Source organism: Endozoicomonas sp. ALB032, assembly GCF_049310125.1.
GTDB lineage: Bacteria > Pseudomonadota > Gammaproteobacteria > Pseudomonadales > Endozoicomonadaceae > Endozoicomonas_A.
The window spans coordinates 1,958,498-1,977,764 of the sequence record NZ_JBLYNW010000001.1 but is presented as its reverse complement, the minus strand read 5'-3'; the positions used below and the strand labels follow the sequence as shown (position 1 = coordinate 1,977,764).

At 46.3% G+C, this 19,267-nt stretch carries 16 protein-coding genes; 8 read left to right on the top strand and 8 right to left on the bottom strand.

Annotated elements, in window-relative coordinates; all coding sequences use genetic code 11:
• Window positions 1-14: 14 nt before the first annotated feature.
• Window positions 15-1,025, top strand: a complete 1,011-nt coding sequence (locus tag ACO6VG_RS06900; RefSeq protein ID WP_422136245.1) for a hypothetical protein — start codon at window positions 15-17, stop codon at window positions 1,023-1,025.
• 50 nt (window positions 1,026-1,075) lie between these two features.
• On the opposite strand, the gene hisF is transcribed toward ACO6VG_RS06900, so the two are convergent.
• The 5 genes from hisF to ACO6VG_RS06875 form a co-directional block, all read right to left on the bottom strand.
• Window positions 1,076-1,849 carry an imidazole glycerol phosphate synthase subunit HisF gene (hisF, locus tag ACO6VG_RS06895; RefSeq protein ID WP_422139488.1) on the bottom strand — a complete coding sequence of 258 codons (774 nt, stop codon included), beginning with the start codon at window positions 1,847-1,849 and terminating at the stop codon, window positions 1,076-1,078.
• A 41-nt stretch (window positions 1,850-1,890) separates the two neighbouring features.
• On the bottom strand, window positions 1,891-2,247 hold the full coding sequence (locus ACO6VG_RS06890; protein WP_422136243.1) for a DUF4870 domain-containing protein: 357 nt from the start codon (window positions 2,245-2,247) through the stop codon (window positions 1,891-1,893).
• A gap of 66 nt (window positions 2,248-2,313) precedes the next feature.
• Window positions 2,314-2,958: an imidazole glycerol phosphate synthase subunit HisH gene (hisH, locus tag ACO6VG_RS06885; RefSeq protein ID WP_422136242.1), complete on the bottom strand. Its 645-nt coding sequence runs from the start codon at window positions 2,956-2,958 to the stop codon at window positions 2,314-2,316.
• 113 nt (window positions 2,959-3,071) lie between these two features.
• Complete coding sequence (hisB, locus tag ACO6VG_RS06880; protein WP_422136241.1) at window positions 3,072-3,665, bottom strand: imidazoleglycerol-phosphate dehydratase HisB; 594 nt, start codon at window positions 3,663-3,665, stop codon at window positions 3,072-3,074.
• 146 nt (window positions 3,666-3,811) lie between these two features.
• Window positions 3,812-4,555, bottom strand: a complete 744-nt coding sequence (locus tag ACO6VG_RS06875; protein WP_422473261.1) for a hypothetical protein — start codon at window positions 4,553-4,555, stop codon at window positions 3,812-3,814.
• A gap of 248 nt (window positions 4,556-4,803) precedes the next feature.
• Here ACO6VG_RS06875 and ACO6VG_RS06870 point away from each other — a divergent pair, with 248 nt between their 5' ends.
• From ACO6VG_RS06870 to ACO6VG_RS06850, 5 genes are all read left to right on the top strand, one after another.
• A complete protein-coding gene (locus ACO6VG_RS06870) occupies window positions 4,804-6,546 on the top strand; it encodes an SPOR domain-containing protein (RefSeq protein ID WP_422411924.1) in 1,743 nt (580 codons plus the stop codon).
• Between the two features lie 108 nt (window positions 6,547-6,654).
• The gene (locus ACO6VG_RS06865; protein WP_422473259.1) at window positions 6,655-8,748 is read left to right on the top strand and encodes an AsmA family protein; all 2,094 of its coding nucleotides are present in this window, start codon (window positions 6,655-6,657) and stop codon (window positions 8,746-8,748) included.
• A 219-nt stretch (window positions 8,749-8,967) separates the two neighbouring features.
• Window positions 8,968-10,206 carry a hypothetical protein gene (locus ACO6VG_RS06860; RefSeq protein ID WP_422473257.1) on the top strand — a complete coding sequence of 413 codons (1,239 nt, stop codon included), beginning with the start codon at window positions 8,968-8,970 and terminating at the stop codon, window positions 10,204-10,206.
• A complete protein-coding gene (locus ACO6VG_RS06855; RefSeq protein ID WP_422473255.1) occupies window positions 10,190-11,104 on the top strand; it encodes a metal ABC transporter substrate-binding protein in 915 nt (304 codons plus the stop codon). The genes ACO6VG_RS06860 and ACO6VG_RS06855 overlap by 17 nt, the downstream gene beginning before the upstream one ends.
• On the top strand, window positions 11,104-11,877 hold the full coding sequence (locus ACO6VG_RS06850) for a metal ABC transporter permease (protein WP_422473253.1): 774 nt from the start codon (window positions 11,104-11,106) through the stop codon (window positions 11,875-11,877). Before ACO6VG_RS06855 ends, ACO6VG_RS06850 begins: the two co-directional genes overlap by 1 nt.
• An 87-nt stretch (window positions 11,878-11,964) precedes the next feature.
• Here ACO6VG_RS06850 and ACO6VG_RS06845 read toward each other — a convergent pair whose 3' ends face one another.
• Together ACO6VG_RS06845 and tnpA are read right to left on the bottom strand one after the other, a co-directional pair.
• Window positions 11,965-14,019, bottom strand: a complete 2,055-nt coding sequence (locus ACO6VG_RS06845) for a hypothetical protein (RefSeq protein WP_422473251.1) — start codon at window positions 14,017-14,019, stop codon at window positions 11,965-11,967.
• A gap of 452 nt (window positions 14,020-14,471) precedes the next feature.
• On the bottom strand, window positions 14,472-14,876 hold the full coding sequence (gene tnpA, locus ACO6VG_RS06840) for an IS200/IS605 family transposase (RefSeq protein ID WP_422136233.1): 405 nt from the start codon (window positions 14,874-14,876) through the stop codon (window positions 14,472-14,474).
• Between the two features lie 115 nt (window positions 14,877-14,991).
• On the opposite strand from tnpA, the gene ACO6VG_RS06835 reads away from it, so the two are divergent.
• A complete protein-coding gene (locus ACO6VG_RS06835; protein WP_422136232.1) occupies window positions 14,992-15,885 on the top strand; it encodes an IS110 family transposase in 894 nt (297 codons plus the stop codon).
• Window positions 15,886-16,245: 360 nt separating this feature from the next.
• Complete coding sequence (locus tag ACO6VG_RS06830; protein ID WP_422139481.1) at window positions 16,246-16,728, top strand: hypothetical protein; 483 nt, start codon at window positions 16,246-16,248, stop codon at window positions 16,726-16,728.
• Between the two features lie 384 nt (window positions 16,729-17,112).
• On the opposite strand, the gene ACO6VG_RS06825 is transcribed toward ACO6VG_RS06830, so the two are convergent.
• A complete protein-coding gene (locus ACO6VG_RS06825; protein WP_422473248.1) occupies window positions 17,113-18,858 on the bottom strand; it encodes a hypothetical protein in 1,746 nt (581 codons plus the stop codon).
• Between the last annotated feature and the right edge of the window lie 409 nt (window positions 18,859-19,267).

Here is a 19,267-nt window from a genome sequence, read left to right as displayed (position 1 = left end):
CTTACGGAGAGATCATGAAGTCCAATCTAGCCATAGTTAAAACAGCGATAGCGATAGCTATTAGTTTGAGTTTATACGCCTACGGCAGCGGTAATTACTCACAAAACACGACGCAGACGACAACGCTTGCTCCAACTCCTATATCTGAAAACCAACAAACTCTGGCTATGGTGTTTCCAAAATACACGACTGTGTTTGGTATTAAAGTTCGGGGCACAGAAAAAGTACCCGATGAAAAGCTGCTTCATGCTGCGAAAATCCTGGCTGAATACCTCGATAACAATGACGATGGCCTTATCGACAATCAGCAAGTGGTAGATATGTTAGTTGCACAAAAAGCCACTTTGGCAATGATAGCTGACGATTCCGAACTACAGCCTGTAAGGGATAAAGTCGGAAATAAAAAGAAACTACCCAATCTGCAAGACCTGAAAGCAAGCGAAACACACCCAAATGGCGCGGACAGAGGTGTATTTGATGGCGCCCTCGAAGAAGTACTGCATTTGATCACCCATCTTGGCTACAGCAAAATTTATCCTGAAGTGTTTGGCGAGCGACACGGTTCATTGATTGCCGATGCCATGGACAAAGCTCGTGGTGGTCGGTTTGATACAATCCCGGACAGTTACCCTAAACACGCCTGGTTCACTTATGAGGATGAAAGCTGTAACTACAGTTGCATGATCACTGAATATACTTATTTTGCACTGACTTCGATGCTCGGCGGTCAAGAGTTTCCCGGTCGATTGGAAAAAATCCAAAATGAATGGACATTAAACACCAGAGCTAAAGTACAATCAGGTGACCCTGATGTTTACAAAATTCTGACTAATCGGGCCTATTCACTGCCCAGTGTATTACCAGACGGTCAGTACAACTCGGCCCATTTCGAGATAAAAATGGGTGCTGATGAGTCAACAGTGGTCAGCACAGAAGCCCATGATTCTGCGACAAAAGCAGAACAAACGTCAGTCGTGCTGCTGGTCGCTGTAATGATCATTTTTGGAAAAGTGATGCTGTACTGACTCTAAAAATGCGGGAAGGAAAAAGTTTAATTTCTTTCCTTCTTACTATTTCAGACTCTCATCTCAATGCCATGCCTGGCCATGTAAGCTTTGGCCTGGGGAATAGAGTATTCAGCAAAGTGAAAAATACTCGCAGCCAGAACAGCATCTGCCTTACCTTCCTTCACAGCTTCAACCAGATGATCCAGATTTCCGGCACCACCCGAGGCAATAACAGGAATGTCCAGAGCATTGGATATGGCTCGGGTTACGCCAATGTCGTAACCGTTCTTTACTCCATCCTGATCCATACTGGTCAGAAGAATTTCGCCAGCTCCCAACTGTTCCATTTTCCTGGCCCACTCAATCGCATCAAGTCCGGTTGGTTTTCGGCCGCCATGGGTAAAGATCTCCCAGCGTTCAGGCTCACCTGACAGGCTGACCTTCTTGGCATCGATGGCAACAACAATACATTGGGAGCCAAAACGATCGGCAGCTTCCTGAACAAATTCAGGATTAAAGACAGCAGCCGTATTAATACTGACTTTGTCGGCACCGGCATTGAGCATGGTACGAATATCTTCCACCTTGCGAATGCCGCCGCCTACCGTCAGAGGGATAAACACTTCGCTGGCCATACGCTCAACGGTATGAACCATGGTGTCGCGGTCTTCATGGCTGGCGGTAATATCCAGAAAGGTGATCTCATCTGCACCCTCTTCGTTATAGCGGCGAGCCACTTCAACGGGGTCACCGGCATCACGGATATCAAGAAACTGGACGCCTTTCACTACTCTGCCATTGTCAACATCCAGACAGGGAATAATTCTTTTCGCTAAGCCCATTGAGCGGCCTCTCTATTTTTTGCAATAAACCGATTAAAGACTCAGTTGACCAGACGTAGGCATACCGGATATCGGTACTCATCTCCCCGACTGGCTTTCATGCTGGCCCGGATCACAAAAATCAGGGCAAAAACCACCGCAAACGGAATCAGGGGAAGAAAGAGCAGCCCGATCAGAACAGCATTCAGTAATCCCCAGATGGCAATCACCAGAGTCACCGTGATCTGGAAATTCAGAGACTCTTTGGCATGATGGGCAATAAACATAGACTGATCTTTTTTCTGATACCAGATCAGAAAAGGGATCAACAGGTTCGTGCCTGGCAGGACACAGCCAAACAAGGTCAGAATATGGGAGAAAACAGCCCAATTCTTCTCATTGGAATCGGGCTTTTTCATAAATGGTTGCAAAGCGTCTATGTCCATTTTTTTAAGCTCGAACGTATTTTAAGTGTCGAGCCCCCTCTAAGGATTCCAGTTCAAAAAGTTCTCAAGCAGTTTCAAGCCGCTGTCAGCGCTTTTCTCAGGGTGAAACTGCACCGCAAAGATATTGTCCCGTGCTAAAGCCACATCAAAATCAACGCTGTAGTGACAACGACCAACAGCCATCCCATCGTCATTTGCATGAGCATGATAGCTGTGGACAAAATAGAAGCGGGCATTATCTTCGATGCCTTTCCACAAAGGGTGGTCACGATGTTGCTGAACCGGGCTCCAGCCCATGTGAGGAACTTTCAGTTTTTCACCGGCCTCATCCACCAGCCCCTTGCCAAAAAATTTTACTTGCCCGGGCATCAGACCCAGACAATCAACGCCACCATTCTCTTCGCTGTGATTCAACATGACTTGCATACCAACGCAAATACCCAGAAGCGGGCGCTGGCTTTCGACCACTTCCCGCACCACATCATCTACGCCTTTGGCACGAATTTCTGCCATACAATCACGGATAGCACCGACACCGGGAAGCACCACATGATCGGCCTGCTGAATAATGTTCGGGTCAGAAGTCACCTTGACACGGGTATCGCTGCTGGCCACGTGTTCCAGAGCTTTACTGGCAGAGTGAAGGTTACCCATCCCATAATCGATGACTGCAACTGTCTTCATTTTTTTAACTCACCTGACAGCTTAATGAAAAACATACCGACTGCATCACCCTGTCTGTTTGAAGTGGACTCAAAGCTTTTTTTCGCTCATGGCTGTTTTTTGCTCATGGCTGATTACAGCGATCCTTTGGTGGATGGCATCTGGCCAGCCATACGAGGATCCAGTTCCAAGGCCATTCTCAATGCCCGGCCGAAGGCCTTGAAGACCGTTTCTATCTGATGGTGAGCATTGCGACCGCGCAGGTTATCAATGTGCAACGTCACATTGGCATGATTAACAAAGCCCTGGAAGAACTCGTAGAACAGGTCGACATCAAACTTGCCAATCATGGCCCGGGTAAAATCGACATTAAACTCAAGGCCGGGACGTCCGGAAAAATCGATGACGACTCTGGAAAGCGCCTCGTCCAGCGGTACATAGGAGTGCCCGTATCGGGTCAGACCTTTCTTGTCACCAATGGCTTTGGTGAACGCCTGCCCCAGGGTAATACCGATATCTTCTACGGTATGGTGGTCATCGATTTCGTTGTCACCCACAGCCTTGATATCCAGATCCATCATGCCATGACGGGCAATCTGGTCCATCATATGATCAAGAAATGGCACACCAGTGTCGAACTGGCCTTTACCACTGCCATCCAGATTGATATCAACCCTGATCTGGGTTTCCAGCGTATTTCTTTCAACACTGGCCTTGCGCTCAGCCATGATAATCTCCAATTATATCTATTCTGTACATAGAGTCTGAGCTGTTATTACTACCAGACTCAAATAAAGACCATTCAAACCTGAATGCTTGCTGACTCCCGGACCTCAATCCGGCCATTATACGGAGCAGCTATCAAGCAGGCGAGCTATTCATCTCGTACTTTTTCAAAAAGTTCTGCTTCCAGCCTCTCAAGCAATCTGTCTATCTCCTTTCGTTTGTTCTGTATCAGCCTGCCACCGGAAGGCCTTTCACGGTCATTGGCCCAGTTCTGCGACCAGCCTACAGTAAAATCCACACATTGTTCAGCAAACTGAGGCAGTGAAAATGCCCTGGACTGTTCCACACACCCGGTAAGGAAATTATCGACATCCGACTGCTGGATTGGGTATTTGCCAGCCGTTCTCTTCATACTCCCGGGCTTGAGGACATAGATCCAGATTTGCCCCTTCCCGGGTAGCTGGCCACCAGCCATTGTCTTGAGTTGTCTGACACTGATGAGGGTTCTGCAGTTCAGAGTTTCATTGCGATCCAGGCTGCTGATCTGATGACCGGATGATGCCAACAACAAGCCATTGAATAACTTCCCTTCTTTTGGGGTAACACCCGGAACGGTCTTTGTCGGTGATTTTTCAACGACTCTGGCAAACCAGCCCCGCTGATAACCGCTGACCCAGACAGGGAACTCAGCCTTGTCTTTGTTGAGCTTCTTCTCCCTGGCTGCTTCCAGCATCAGCATGTCTGAAGCAACAAGGTATTGCTTTTGAGTGGTATCAACCCTCGGGAAACACGCCAGGTCCAAAGCCCATGAAGAGACGGGCAAAGCCAGGCAGAACATTGTTGCCAGCCATCGTTTGACTGACATTATCCCAAAAGCGTCCATTGTCTCCATAACCCGTTCCCAACGTATTCAGGCGGCAGAGGCCGATTTTCCCCAGGCAGAGTCACGCAAACAACCTCACCACCATATTAGTCGCTGAACTGCCGCACCATAGCGAGGGTTGAACATTTCCCGGGGTCATTGCTTGCTGTTCGATGAGCCAGACAACACTTGGCGACTGAAAAATTAATTCAACACAAGACTTGCAATTATTTTTCAAACCTGATTTGTTAAAAGCAATGATCAGAAGGATCTGATTCATGTCAGCTCGAGTGCTGTTTATGGAAAAAAACATCAGGCTCGGAGTTGTTGCTACCCTGGCAACACTCACCGCTTTTTCGGCGGATGCCCTTTTATTGCCTCCAAAACCCTTGACACTGAGTTCATCATGGGATTGTCGCTCCGATCAGAACAGCGACTGGCTATGCCGAAGCAGCCAGACAGATCGTTACGAACAATCTCTGGAAACCGCTGCTTATTCTGCTTCAAATAGAAATAACGGGTACCCGGAAACTATTTCTCAGCAGCACTATGAGCCTGTCAAAGCGGAGCCAGACAACCAGTTCAAACAGGAGTTTGTGCAGCCGGACTATCCTCGGCAGGGTAACAACTACTCCTACACCTATCAACAGACGACTCCAGAACAACAACTCCGGCAGAGAGTCAACGAACTAATGGGCTCGGAACATGGGAGTTTTGTTATCCAGTGGCTCGCAACCCATACCGAAGAACCATTAAGGGATCTACAGCGTCGTTTCCCGGTCCTGCAGCAAGCGACGATTGTCCGCTATCAGCGCAAAAACAAAGATTGGTTTTTATTGCTGGACGGACCATTCAAAGATAGCCAGTCAGCAATGACAGCCCTCAACAGTCCTCCCCGGTTGTTGCTGACCGACAAACTCTATCCCTGGACACGGTCTCTGGCCAGCATTCAGAAGCTCAACCTGATTATGCCAGGTGAACTCAGAGATCCCGGTGACCCCTCACAGCCACTGAACGAACAGCGTTATGCCTACAATAATCCTGTAAAGCCGGACAATAATCGATTGTTTGCCAGTATCGCTCCCGCCTATCCAAAATTGCAGCAACAAGAAACCCATCGGGATTACAACGTCGATTCTCAGCAGACATCTGAGCCACCATTTCACTCGTCCTATCAGTCCGAGCCTTATAAAGAACCAATGGATTTGAACTACAGTGCTCCTCGTTCGCAGCGTTATACCCGGACGACTCCTGAAAAGGAGGACTTTCAGACAAAACTGCACTACCAGCAGAGCTACCTGAATGAGGGTTATTCAACGTATTCGGTCCAGGAAGAGACCAACGAATATCGTCGTCCAAAAGAAGCCAGAGAGTACCAGCAACCGGCCAGACATGACATTCTCAAAGCTTCCCGGCACAGTTACGCTATCCAGTGGCTGGCTGGAACCCGAAGAGATACGCTCGAAAGAGTCCGCAGGCGGTATGCACAGTTGAGTGACACCCAGATCATCCACTATCGGAAAGGATATCAGGACTGGTTTTTACTCGTGGGTCCTCCCTATACCAGCAAAGATCAGGCTAACAGAGCACTTTCCAGCCCGGAGCTGGCCCGTATTTCTATACGCCTCTCCCCCAGAGTCCGATCGGTTAATGAACTACAAAGTCTCATTACAGGGAAGTCAGAAAAGACTCAGCAGATAACCTCCCGAAAGGTTACTCAACCGCAAGGGACAATCATCAGTGGGCCGGGAAACAGCTATACCATTCAGTGGTTTTCAGCCAACAAGCCAGAAGCCATTGAGAAGCTGAAAAAACGATTCCCGGAATTGAAGTCTGCAGTTACGGCGCGATACCGAAAAAACCAGAAAGACTGGTATGTCCTTTTGCAAGGTCAGTTCACCAGCAGTAAAGAAGCTCTGGCTGTTCTCAATTCACCTCAACTGAAAGACGCTGTCCAGGTCCTCTACCCCTGGACCCGCTCGGTAAAATCCCTCAAGAAACTACAGGCCCGGGAAAGTTAGGGGGGGGACAATATTTTCACCCCCCTTACCAACTCCTCAAACACTTGCGGTACACTATCCTGACCAAGGAATAACAATATTTTGTACCCAGAGATCCCGAGGTCTCCAATGAACCGTGCAATTAAACTCATCGCCTTTTTGGTGGCTGGCATCATAATTCTTGTTGTTGCTGCTGCCCTGATTCTTCCGAAAGTGATAGATCCCAACAATTACCGGGATGACATTTCCAAAATGGTTTACGACAATACTGGTTTGACGCTCACGATTGACGGCCCTATTGGCTGGTCGGTCTTTCCCTGGCTGGGACTTTCCCTTGAACAGGTGAATGTTAAAGGGGCAGACAACTCCGAGCTGGCCAGACTGGGGACAGCGGAAGTCAGTGTTAAGCTGCTACCTTTGTTAAGCAAAAAAGTAGAAATGCAAACAGCCAGGCTGATAGGGCTGGATCTTAATCTGGTCAGGAACGAGTCCGGCCAGGGCAACTGGGAGGTTTCCAGAAAAACAGGTAGCGAGCCTGTTGCAACAGAGACCACAACAGTTGTATCGCCCGAAGGTACCACCGAATCTACACCTCTGGAATTGGATATTGCCAATGTCAGTGTTGAAGGACTGGTGATCCGTTATGACGACGAGAGCACAGGTAAAACCTACCTGGTTGATCAGGCCGGGTTGGAAACCGGGGCAATTCGCAACAATGAGCCTTTTGACTTTAATCTGAAAGCTCGTATCAAGAGCAGTGAACCCGATCTGACACTGATGACTGGCATCACGGGTGTTCTGAAGTTCAGCCTCAAAGAGGGCACCTATGATCTGCAGGATCTCAAAATATCGGCCAACCCGGCAGCAGATAATCTTGTCGGGACAAGCACCGAAACCCTGCAAATTGTCGGCGCCCTGAACGTTCAGCAACAACCGTTGATGGTGAAAGGCCACCTGGATGTCACACAGTTCAATCCAGGCAAGTTTCTGAAAGAGATCAAGATCCTGCTTCCCCCCATGGCAGATCCCGGGGCAATGACCCAGCTGGCTTTCAAGAGCAGCTTTAACACCGATGGTAAAAGCTTCTCTGCAGACAAACTGGATCTGACGCTTGATGGTTTCAATCTGGATGGTTTCTTCAAAATCGGAAACCTGCAACAACAGGACATGACTTTTCAGTTCAAGGGCGGTGACCTGAACCTGGATCGCTACCTGCCACCTGCCTCCGAACAGACAGAGACCAAAGAAGAATCAAAAGGCAAGTCTGAAGGTGTGCAGAGCACAGAGCCTCCGACCTTTGCGTCAGGTACTGTGAAAGAGCTTCAGCCCAACCAGGCGCTGCCACTGATTCCGGAAGACGCCCTGCGTCCTCTGAACGTCAAAGGCTCTCTGGAACTGGCTTCCCTGACCGTGGCAAAACTCACTTTTAACAAGCCTTCAGTCCAGCTTACAGCCCTGAACGGACAACAAGATATCAAGCTGGCTTCCGGCTTCTACGAGGGCACCATTGATCTGGACGGCAAGCTGGATGTTCGCAAACAGGGTAATCCTGAAATTCAGACAACAGCAGATCTGAACGCTATAAATCTGCAGGCTCTGGCTCAGCCCATACCGGCTTTGAAATCCATTGAAGGTAAGGTCAATGCAGACATGAACCTGACAACCCATGGCCAGCTTCAGAGTGTCCTGATCAGTAACCTGAACGGAAAGGTTGACTTCAATGTCGATAAGGGAGCCTTTACGGAGGCCAACTTTGACAAGATGGTGTGTGAGGGAATTGCCAGAATACGCAAGAAAGATCTGCAGAAAAAAGACTGGGGTCATACCACCCGGTTCACCCAGCTCGGAGGCAGTTTCACCATCAGCAACGGGGTAGCCAGCAATAAGGATTTGACTGCTGCTCTGACCAACCTGAATCTCAAGGGTGACGGCGCTATCAATCTGGTCAAACAGACTATGGATTTTCATGTGGGCCTGAACATCAGTGGCGACCGTGCTCCCGATAGTGACCCAGCCTGCGAGGTCAACGAAGACTACGTCAATGTCGCCTGGCCGGTTCGTTGTCAAGGCAAGCTGGGACAGCAGGAGTGTGGTATTGATACCAAACGTCTGGCCGACACCATTGCTTCACTGGCCAGACAAGAAGTGAAAAAGCGTGTGGAAAAAGAGATTGAGAAGAAAGCCGGACACCTGAAAGATGCCCTGAAAGGTCTTTTCAAATAAAAAAACCGTTTTTCCAATGCTTCCTGCTCTATTGCCCCCCGCTCATCCGTGTCGGTATCAGTGGGGGGGAATGCGAGAAGCTGTCAGCCGAAGGTGGATTCACAGAAGTAATAGAACTTGAGAATGCAAATCGTTATGTTATAACATTTACAAAATAACAAGCATTGACTAGCTTTATATCACCCAACGCATTGAGCATTTTCACACTAGGAGCCTTCTGTGCCTGCAGTAAACCCGCCGGTTATTTCTACTGACTTCCACTCTCCAGCAACCAAAGTTACTCCCTTTAAAGGAGCTATCCGCAAAAAATCAGCTTACAGCCGAATGGCAAAAGCGCTGATTCTGCTAGCAGCGTCAGCCACCGCAACTGTTCATGCTGAAGGATTCAGTCCAAATTTCAGCCTTATTCTGGACGGCCATTACAAGTCAGCTGACAGCGCTCTCAGCGAATATGAAAAGGGCTTTGGTCTGGGTCATATTGAACTGGGTGTCAGTGCGGCTATTGATGATCTTTTCTACGGCAAGTTCACCGGTGTTGTGCATCATCACGGCGGCGAAACCGAGTTCGAAACAGAAGAGGCATTTATCCAGACTCTGGCTCTGCCTGGCGGTTTTAGTGTTCGCGCTGGTCGATTTCTGTCTGACATCGGCTACCTGAATAGTCAGCACGCTCACACGGATTCATTTGTTGAAAGGCCTGCCGCTTACCGGGCAATGCTGGGGTCACACTACTATGACGACGGTGTACGCCTGAGTTATGTAATGCCTACCGATACGTTCTGGACGATCGGTACCGAAGCTTTTAGTGGTAAAAAGATGCAGGCTGCAGATTTAACCGATCCAAAATCAGTGGGAGTCTACACCGCCTTCACCAAAATTGGTGGTGATTTTAATGAAGAGCACAGCTGGCAGCTGGGTCTGAGCTATCTCAGAAATGACAACGGCGCCAGCATCAGCAATCATGACCATGAGCACGAAGACGATGAAGATCACGGACATGAAGAAGATGAGGGCCACAGCCACTCTCATAACGCCCAATTTACCGGCAAGAACACCTATATTGCCGATGCCGTATGGAAGTGGGCTCCTGATGGTAACTTCAAGTACCGCAGCCTGACCCTGACAGGGGAATATCTGCAAACACAGGATCTCAGCGACACCTTTGAGGGTAATGAAAAGAATAAAGGCTTCTACCTGAGTGGCGTTTATAAGATGACGCCTCAGTGGGCAGTGGGTGCTCGTTACGGGGAGTTCAGGGGCTTCGAAGCCCACGAGGACCATTTCGACGAGAAGAAGCTGCAAGAAACTGAACTTATGGTGTCCTGGAGCCACTCTCACTTCTCCACAGTCAGACTGCAGTACACTCATCAGACAGGTGACGGTTTCGAAAACACCAACAACATCGTAACCCTTCAGTATGTTATGTCCCTTGGAGCTCATGATGCGCACACTTTCTAAACTGTTGCTGGCATCCGCTCTGGCCTTTCCAGCATCCAGTCATGGAGCATTGACCGTATTTGCCTGTGAGCCTGAGTGGGCTGCATTGTCTGAAGAGCTCGCTACTGATACAAAGGTTTACACGGCAACAACGGCCCGACAGGACCCTCACCACATTCAGGCTCGTCCGGGACTGATCTCGAAAATAAGAAAGGCAGACATAGTCGTTTGCTCAGGTGCTGAGCTGGAAACCGGCTGGCTGCCGGTTCTGCAAATGAAGTCAGCCAACCCAAAAATTCAGACCGGAGACAAAGGGCTGTTCTTTGCTGCTGATCAGGTAGAGACCATCGGTAAGCTTGAAAAAGTAGATCCAACCATGGGCGATGTTCATCCGGAAGGAAACCCTCACCTGCATCTTGATCCTTATCGACTGCAGAAAATCGCCCTGGCCCTGGCAGAACGCATGGCAGAGCTTGACCCGGGGAACAGGGATGAATATCTGGCAAACGCAAAAAAATTCTCAGAAGTCTGGGAGACCAATATCAAGCGCTGGGAAAAGGAAGCCGCTCCACTGAAAGGTAAAAACCTGGTGACCTATCACAGCAACTTTGACTATCTGCTGGAGTGGCTGGGTGTGAATGTTGTTGGTGACCTGGAACCCAAACCTGGTCTGCCACCTTCAACCAGACACCTGGCATCCTTGTTGGAGCTTTCTAAAAAGACGTCTATCGATGCCGTCGTGTACGCCTCCTATCAGGACAAAAAAGGTGCGGACTGGTTAAGTCAGAAAGCCGGTGTGCCCGCCACAGAGTTGCCGATGACGGTCGGTGGCAGCAAACAGAGTAAAGACCTGATCAGCTTGTATGACGATCTCATTCAAAAGCTGCTGAAAGTGACAGGCAAACCGGAAGATTCATAATGGAATGGGCTCTTCTTGCAATCATGATGCCTGCCCTGGTGGCAGGCATCATTGTTTTCAGTACACACCTGGTCCTGGGAAGACAGGTTCTGAAGCGTGGTATTGTCTTCATGGATCTGGCTATTGCCCAGGTCGCGGCTATGGGTGCCATCGTCGCTCATATCCTGACGATGACACAGGCTCACCGTCATGTTCCCCACGATGGCTCCGCAGGATTAGGAGCTTTAATGCCCTTTGCCTTTTCCATTGGTGGTGCTGGCCTGATTGCATGGCTGGCCAAATACTCAGAGAAAGAGCTGGAAGCGATTATTGGCTGCATTTATGTGGTCTCTGCTGCTTCTATCACTCTTCTTATGTCCAGTGATCCCCAAGGCGCGGAGCATATTTCCAGAGCCCTGAACGGTCATATCCTCTGGCTTGGCTGGCAGGACATGGTGGTTCCGGGATTGGCAAGTTTGGCTTTTCTTGCAGTGACAATCATGAGACCAGAAATCCTTGATGGCAGACTTTTTTACCCGCTCTTTGCCCTGATGGTCACACTGAGCGTCAAAATGGTGGGTGTCTATTTGGTATTCAGCGCCTTGATTATGCCCGCTCTGGCTGTCAATCAGTTGTCTGGAAAGAAAGCTCTTGCTTTCGGCTATATGGCAGGATTAACAGGTATGATTCTGGGACTGGTGCTATCGAGTCTTTATGACTTTCCTGGTGGTGCGACAGTTGTCGTTAGTTTGACAGCTGTCTGTGTACTGTTCAGAGTATTGAGCAGGCGCTGATAGCCAATGAAAAAGCGCCAGAAGGACTCACCTTCTGGTAGCCTGACTTTTTAGCCCATAACCTGAGGTCGGCATAAATAAGGCCACTTACGGAAGATCCCGTACTTCGCCCCAAAAACAGCGATAATCCTTCGGATTCAGCCCTAATTTCCTGAGGTAATCTATGGTTTTAAGCTTAACTTCAACTGCCGTATAGTCTTTGCATGATTTAATATCTTCTGGGACAGGCTGCAAGGGGATTTTATCCTTTCTGCACTGATGAAGGTAGCCAAACCAGGCCTGTAAAAATTGGTTAATCAACTTAATTTCCTGTACCGTTTTCGGGCAACGGAAAAACCGAAATTCCAGTGTTGATAACTTCTCGACTTTTTCTGCTCCGGTAATATGCAATAAAGACATAGCCATATACTTTTCCATACAATAATTACCAATTGGACCTAGCCCCATTTGTATGGTCGTCATATGAACAAGTTGGCTATAAAAATGGGCAAATTGATCAAGCCTGTCTTTTTTTTCCGAATCAGTGCTCGCTTTATGGCTTGTTTTTTCAGTATGATTTTCTTCTATTCTTTTATTGTAACGGTCAATAATTCTATTTAACCGCTTTACGGCAAATGGTTTTGTGTCTGGATTATAATCAGCAAATGTTTTATACCATTTAGCTTCATCCTGCTGTAAGATTCGATCATTATTTCCAAACGCCCTCAATAGAAAAGGATTTCGCTGGATCTCAGATTCCATGGCCATAAGCACACCTGTGTCACCCTGAGTAGCACTCATCGCATCGACGTGTTTATGGCCGGAGCTATAATCAATGAATCCTTCGTTTCGCATTAAATCAGTTACTTCAATCACCTTCTCAAAAGATAACTCCGCGAGTTGATCATCAGAATGATAAGGCGTGCAGTTTATTTCAAACCACCGCCGTGAGTCATAAAAAGGGATCACTGTAAATTTACTGTTAAATCCATAGCGTACACGACGTTGTCCGTCAGTACCTTGATCAGTTAACTTTTTTTCTGATAATCGAGATAAAAAAATCTTACGATGATCACCATAACGAAGAGAACAATCATCTTTTAGATCATATTCAAGCTCTTCACCAAATTTAAGGTTTGGTCTGTTTGCCAAATCCACTCCATTGTCATTCGGTAAAGAGCAGTTATCAAACAGGGTATCGACAATGCCATCACAGCGCCGCAAAAAAATAAAATCCATAACATCTCGATTAAAAAACTCTCTTAAATCACTTTTGTTTCTGCGTAAAGCAATGGTTAACAAGTTTCTGTCTTTGTAATCTCCAGAACCACTATCAATAATTGTCTGCCTGAATTTCACAGCAAAATCAAAGATAATACCCAGCTCAGAAAAAAGGCCTCTTGAAGCAAAAAGAGTTTCGAAAAATGGAAATATATCCTTCATTAATTGCTGGTAGGTAAATTTATGATTACAATACCCAATATATGGAGTCACATCATCCGATAGATTCTTTTTTTTGTTGAGATAATCAACTAACATGTCCACCAGACTATAACATAATCCACGCAAATCTCTTTTTGATTCCGCTGCTGCCCCTTCGGTAAAAATAGTAGTCAGGAAAGACTCTATCTCCTCAACCCGCCCCAAGCTAATGGTTTTACCCGCCACGTATTTATCGGGGCTGCTTTTAACAGTAAAACACCGATCATGGACAAGCCCCTCCTGGTATAAAATAAAATCGATAAAAATCCCTATTAATTCGTCTCTTTGATCACCTCTACAGCTTTCTTTTTCGATTACGTTGTATCTCAGTGTATGTATGAGGTTTTCAATAGTATTTCTAAAATGCCCAGCCACTGCCTCAGCTGTAAACTTCTCGCTGACTCTGGCTACATTCATTACCTCAGCACTATCCGTAGTAACGCAATGGGAAACTTTTCGCTCGGGAATAGTCTGATTGACGATCTGGTGACTGCAACCTAGCGCAATAGAGCCAAGCCTGCTTATCTTATTTACCTGTGCAAAGGATTCATCATCAAACTGCAAATTTCTTGAAAAACTTTTAAATACTTTCTGTTCTGAATCAAAACAATCATCATTCTTTTCATCAGGACTGCTTTCATAAAGTCCGCAAGCATCTGTTCTGTTAGAATTTATATTCATTGTTCACTCCATTGAACGTATTTGATTTCTTAGCTATGTAGATTTAGACTATTAATTCTTGAAAAAGTTCCAGAACGATAATTCATATTACTCAATGCCGATCCGCTGCATGAGGCTGATGAGCTGCTTCACCCCAAAATCAGGAAGCGCTCTTATCTAACCAGACAATCAATTTACTGATGTTGTCATGCTAACCAGATCGTGATGCTGCTATCTAAAGCATTCCCATATAGTTGCAGGCGCCACCCCTCATCTCCGAACACAATATAATACAAGAAGCCCAAAAATAAACATTGAACAGAAAGCGATTGTTAAGTTATCAAGCTGAGTTTTTTTGCTGTCGCAACTCATTTCTAACGAGTTCAAGTTCAGAATTAGTTTGCTGACCGGAAAGAGCGTCAAGCCCAGTACTTCTAGTGCTGGGAAGGATAGCTCGGAGTCCAATAGGACTCCTAATGCGGTCTATCCTGTTGTTCGATGTATTGTTTAAGAACTTCAATCGGTGCACCACCTACGGAACCCGCAAAGTAGCTTGGACTCCATAAAGCATTTTTCATATATGCAGGCTTTATCAACTCTGGATGGTATTGCTTCAATCTTCGACTTGAAACACCTTTCAGACTGTTTACCAGTTTTGATACTGCTACTTTTGGTGGGTAGTTTACCAGAATGTGTACGTGGTCTTGCTCGCCGTTAAATTCTTCCAGTTCTACTTCAAAATCAGAACATACGCTTTGGAATATTTTTTCAAGTGTTTTCAGGTTTCCGTCTGTAAATACTTTGCCTCTGTACTTTGTGATAAAAATTATGTGTGCATGCAGCATAAAAACGCATCTTCTACCCTTTCTTAATTTCATTAGACCAACCTTGGAAATAGCTATTAAAGTCTTTATAACTGCCTTTCACCACCCCGATTGATATTTGCCTAAAATCTGTTGTCAAAGAAATAAACAGACATTCAGGTGCACCAACATGCCTCAAGCTCAATACCAGTCTAAGAACCTCAACCACCTTGGCTTGGTTGCCGCTATGTGTCGGGAGTTAAAGAACTATGGGCATACTGTCAAGCTGATTTCACCTCAATTTGTCAAGCCTTATGTCAAGACCAACAAAAATGACTACAACGATGCTGAAGCGATTGCAGAAGCAGCTTCACGGCCCAGCATGCGTTTTGTACCTGTTAAAACGTCAGAGCAGCAGGCCTGGCAACTTCTGCACCGCTATCGTCAACAAGCGGTTGATCAGAGAACTGCCCTGGTTAACCAGATCCGGGGGTCACTATTGGAAGAAGGTATTGTGGTTGCCCAGGGTATTGGTAAAGTTCGTGCACAGCTTCCACGAATTCTGGAAGATGCTGAAAATGGACTCCATTCGCTGACTCGTGAGCTGCTACATGGTTTATCAGAAGAGTTGGCCAGTCTTGACAAGCGTATTCAACAGTATGACCAGAAAATTCAGGAGCTGGCTGAAAACGACGACGAATGTCGTCGAATGATGACTATGCCGGGTATCGGAGCCATCACTGCCACAGCATTGAAGGCAGCCGTTGGTGATGCGACGTATTTTAAATCTGGTCGACACCTTGCCGCATGGTTGGGATTAGTTCCAAGACAGCATTCCACAGGCGGTAAGTCAGTCCTGCTGGGCATCAGTAAACGGGGTGATAAATACCTGCGCACATTATTGATACACGGCGCACGTTCGGTACTCCACTGCCTCAAAAATAAGGATGACCGCTGTAAAAAATGGGTTAGCCAACTTAATGAGCGCAGCAATCACAACGTTGCCGCCGTTGGTCTGGCTAATAAAATGGCTCGGATTGTCTGGGTCATCATGACCCGAAATGAAGTTTACAAGGCTGCATAATGAGGTAAAGGCGGCAGCGGCAAAGTAAAGCATAAGCTTAATCAAAGGGGAACCCCCCCGCAGATTGCGATGAGCATGTACAGTTGATGGCAAACAGGTAAAAAAAAACCGGCAACCTGAAACCTGATAGGAGTCTTGGCCCTTGAGGCCGTCGGACTGATAAGGCCAGGTTGCGCGGATACCCATCAGGGCCAGAGGGTTAGACCTCATGAATAGGCCGTATATATGATTGCAGTTATCTTTGTTTGCTAATTAACAAAACAGGCTCTTGCAAAACGGGGCGGACCATATAAGGCTCCTAGCAAAAACACCAGAGTGTCCTAGTATAACTATTGTCGTTACACGGCAGTAGGTTCGATTATGTTGACGCAAAAGACAAGCCAAAGCTTTATGCCAGCGTTGTTGATGGTTGTGTTCTTACTATTTCCCCTGGATGCTTTCTCCGATGGTATCAGGCAAATAGAATTCTTACAGAAAATCGGGACTGATAAGGATCCCTATGTAGTTACGGCAAAGTGGGATTCATCGGGGATGTGCGTTGACTATGTCTTGCCGCAGTATATTCAGACGATTCCGGGCTATGAGAACGGACAAACTATGAATATTCATTACCTGGATACGAGTTACTGTAGCGAATTGTCGGGCGCTGCACAGCTGTTCGAGGTGAAAAGCAAAGATCATTCCGGGAGATCGGCTCGACTTTGGTGGGAGAAAGAGATTGGCAAGGATCCCCGTGCAAGGGTAGACGAAGGTGCAGATCCAAACGGATTAGTTTGGATTGACAATACCGATAGCAACAAAATTAAAGTCTGGGTCAGTTATGATCGCAAGGAGACTGACTGAGAATAGACTGCCCTGCGTGGCAACTGCTCCTGCGTTGCCCTAGCTCCAGCATCCATGCAGTCGGTGGCGGCAGCAAATTGGTCTGAAAATCTGCTTTTGTTCGTCAAATAGTTCTCTATTCTCCTCACGAAACCAAATTTTCATCCTCAACTAACTGCCGTCCTCGCTACGGTGTCGCCTGTTATTACGCAAAGTTGTTGTTAACAAATTGCTGATCTTATAAAACGCATCACCACTATCAATTGAATCGCTGACCCACTACGTAAGGCTGTTGATCGAGATGGAATGATTCAGCAGAGATGGAATAAATGAAGGGGTTGGGAGCCAATAACCCCCACGCCAGCGTTAAAACTGACTTTAAAGCTCATAACCTGAGTTTTACATTCAATCGGTCGCTGACGGAATATCCCTTACTTCACCCCAAAAGCAGCGATACTCCTCCGGATTCAGCCCTAATTTACTGAGGTATTCAATGGTTTTAAGCTGAACTTCCTCTGCCGTATAGTCTTTGCAGGATTTAATATCTTCAGGGACAGGCTGCAAAGGGATTTTATCCTCCCTGCATTGATGAATGTAGCCAAACCAGGCATGTAAAAATTGGTTAATCAACTCAATTTCCTGTACCGTTTTCGGACAACGGAAAAAACGAAACTCCAGCGTTGATAACCTGTTGACTCCGCGTGCTCCGGTAATATGCAACAAAGACATAGCCGTGTACTTTCCCATTATTTCGGGATCAATAGTCGTCATATGAACAAGCTGGCTATAAAAACGTGCAAATTCCTCAAGCCTCTCTTTTTTTTCCGAATGAGTGCCCCCTTTATGGTTTGGCTTTTCAATATAATTTTCTTCTATTTTTTTATTGTATCGTTCAATGATCCTGTTTAACCGCTCTACGGCAAATGGTTTCATGTCTGGATTGTAATCAGCAAATGTTTTGTACCATTTCGCTTCATTTCTCTGCAGGATACGATCATTATTTCCAAACGCCCTCAGCAAAAAAGGATTTCGCTGGACCTCAGACTCCATCGCCAGAAGTACACCAGTATCACCCTGAGTAGCACTCAAGGCATCGACGTGTTTATGCCCGGAGCTATAGTCAATCAATCCTGAGTTACGCATTGTATCAATCACTTCAATCACCTTCTCAAAAGATAATTTCGCGCGTTCATCATCAGGATGGTAAGGCGTGCAATTTATTTCAAACCACGCCGACGTGTCATAAAAAGAGACTACGGTAAAGCGATCATCAAAACCATGGCGTACACCACGTCTGTCAGTGATAGTGCGACTACTCATCCCTGTTTCTTTTAGTAGAGATGAAAAAATATGACAAAGCCGACCCTCTGTATCGGAATCTTCATTTTTAACATCATATTCAAGCTCTTCACCCAATTTAAGGTTTAATCTGTTTGACGGCTTCGCTTCATTGTCACCCCCAAAACAGGAGTCATCAAACATTGCATTGACAATAGCATCACAGCGCCTGGAAAAAATAACATCCATAACATGTCGATTAAAATACTCTCTCATATGACTTCTGTTCTCACGCAGACCAATGGTTAACTTGCTAGTTCTGCAAGGTTCACGCGCACTTTCAACCAGTTCCTGCCTGAATTTCACGAAAAATTGAAAGACAATACAGAACTCAGAAAAAAAGCCTGTTCCATTAAGAAGATTTTGAAAAAATGGGTATATCTGCTTAAGCAATTTCTCGAACCTGATTTTATGCCAAGAGTTATCAAAAGACACAATCTTTGGGTTAACATCATCCAGTTCGTTTTCCTTTTTTTTAAGATAATCAACCAGCATGTCCTCCAGACTATAAAGCGTTCTAGGGCAATAAGCTTTTGATTCCTCTGTTGCCCATTCGGTAAAAATAGCATTCAGGTAAGACTCTATCTCTTCAGCCCGATCCTGGCTCATGGTTTTACCCATCAGGTATTTATCTGGGCTGCTTTCATCATTAAAACGCCGATCATGGACCAGACCTTCCTGAAATAAAATAAAGTCGATAAAAATCTCTGTTAATTCGTCTACTTGAAAGAATGCATAGCCTTCACTTGTGATTTTTTTGTATATCACTGAATGTATAAGGTTTTCAATGCTAGTCCGGAAACGCTCAGCCACTTCCTCTGCGGTAAACGTCCCGTTGACTCCGGCTACATTTATGGCTTTACAATCATCAGAAGTAACCCAGTGAGAAACTTTTCGCTCGGGAATAGCCTGTTTGGCAATCGGATGGCTGCAGCCTGGCGCAGTAGAGCCGAGCCTTCGTATCTTATCAACCGGTGCGGAGGATGTATCCTCAACCTTTAGCTTTCTTGAAAAACTTTTGAATACTTTTTGTTCAGAATCAAAACTTTCATCAGTCTTTTCAGCAGGGCTTCTTTTATGAAATCCGTAAGCATCTGCTTTGGTAGTGTCTATATTCATAAATTCTTCTATTGAACACATTTAATCCTTTAAAGCTTGAGTGCATTAGACTATTAATTACTGAAAAAATTCCGGAACGATGATCAATATTACTCGCTGACCC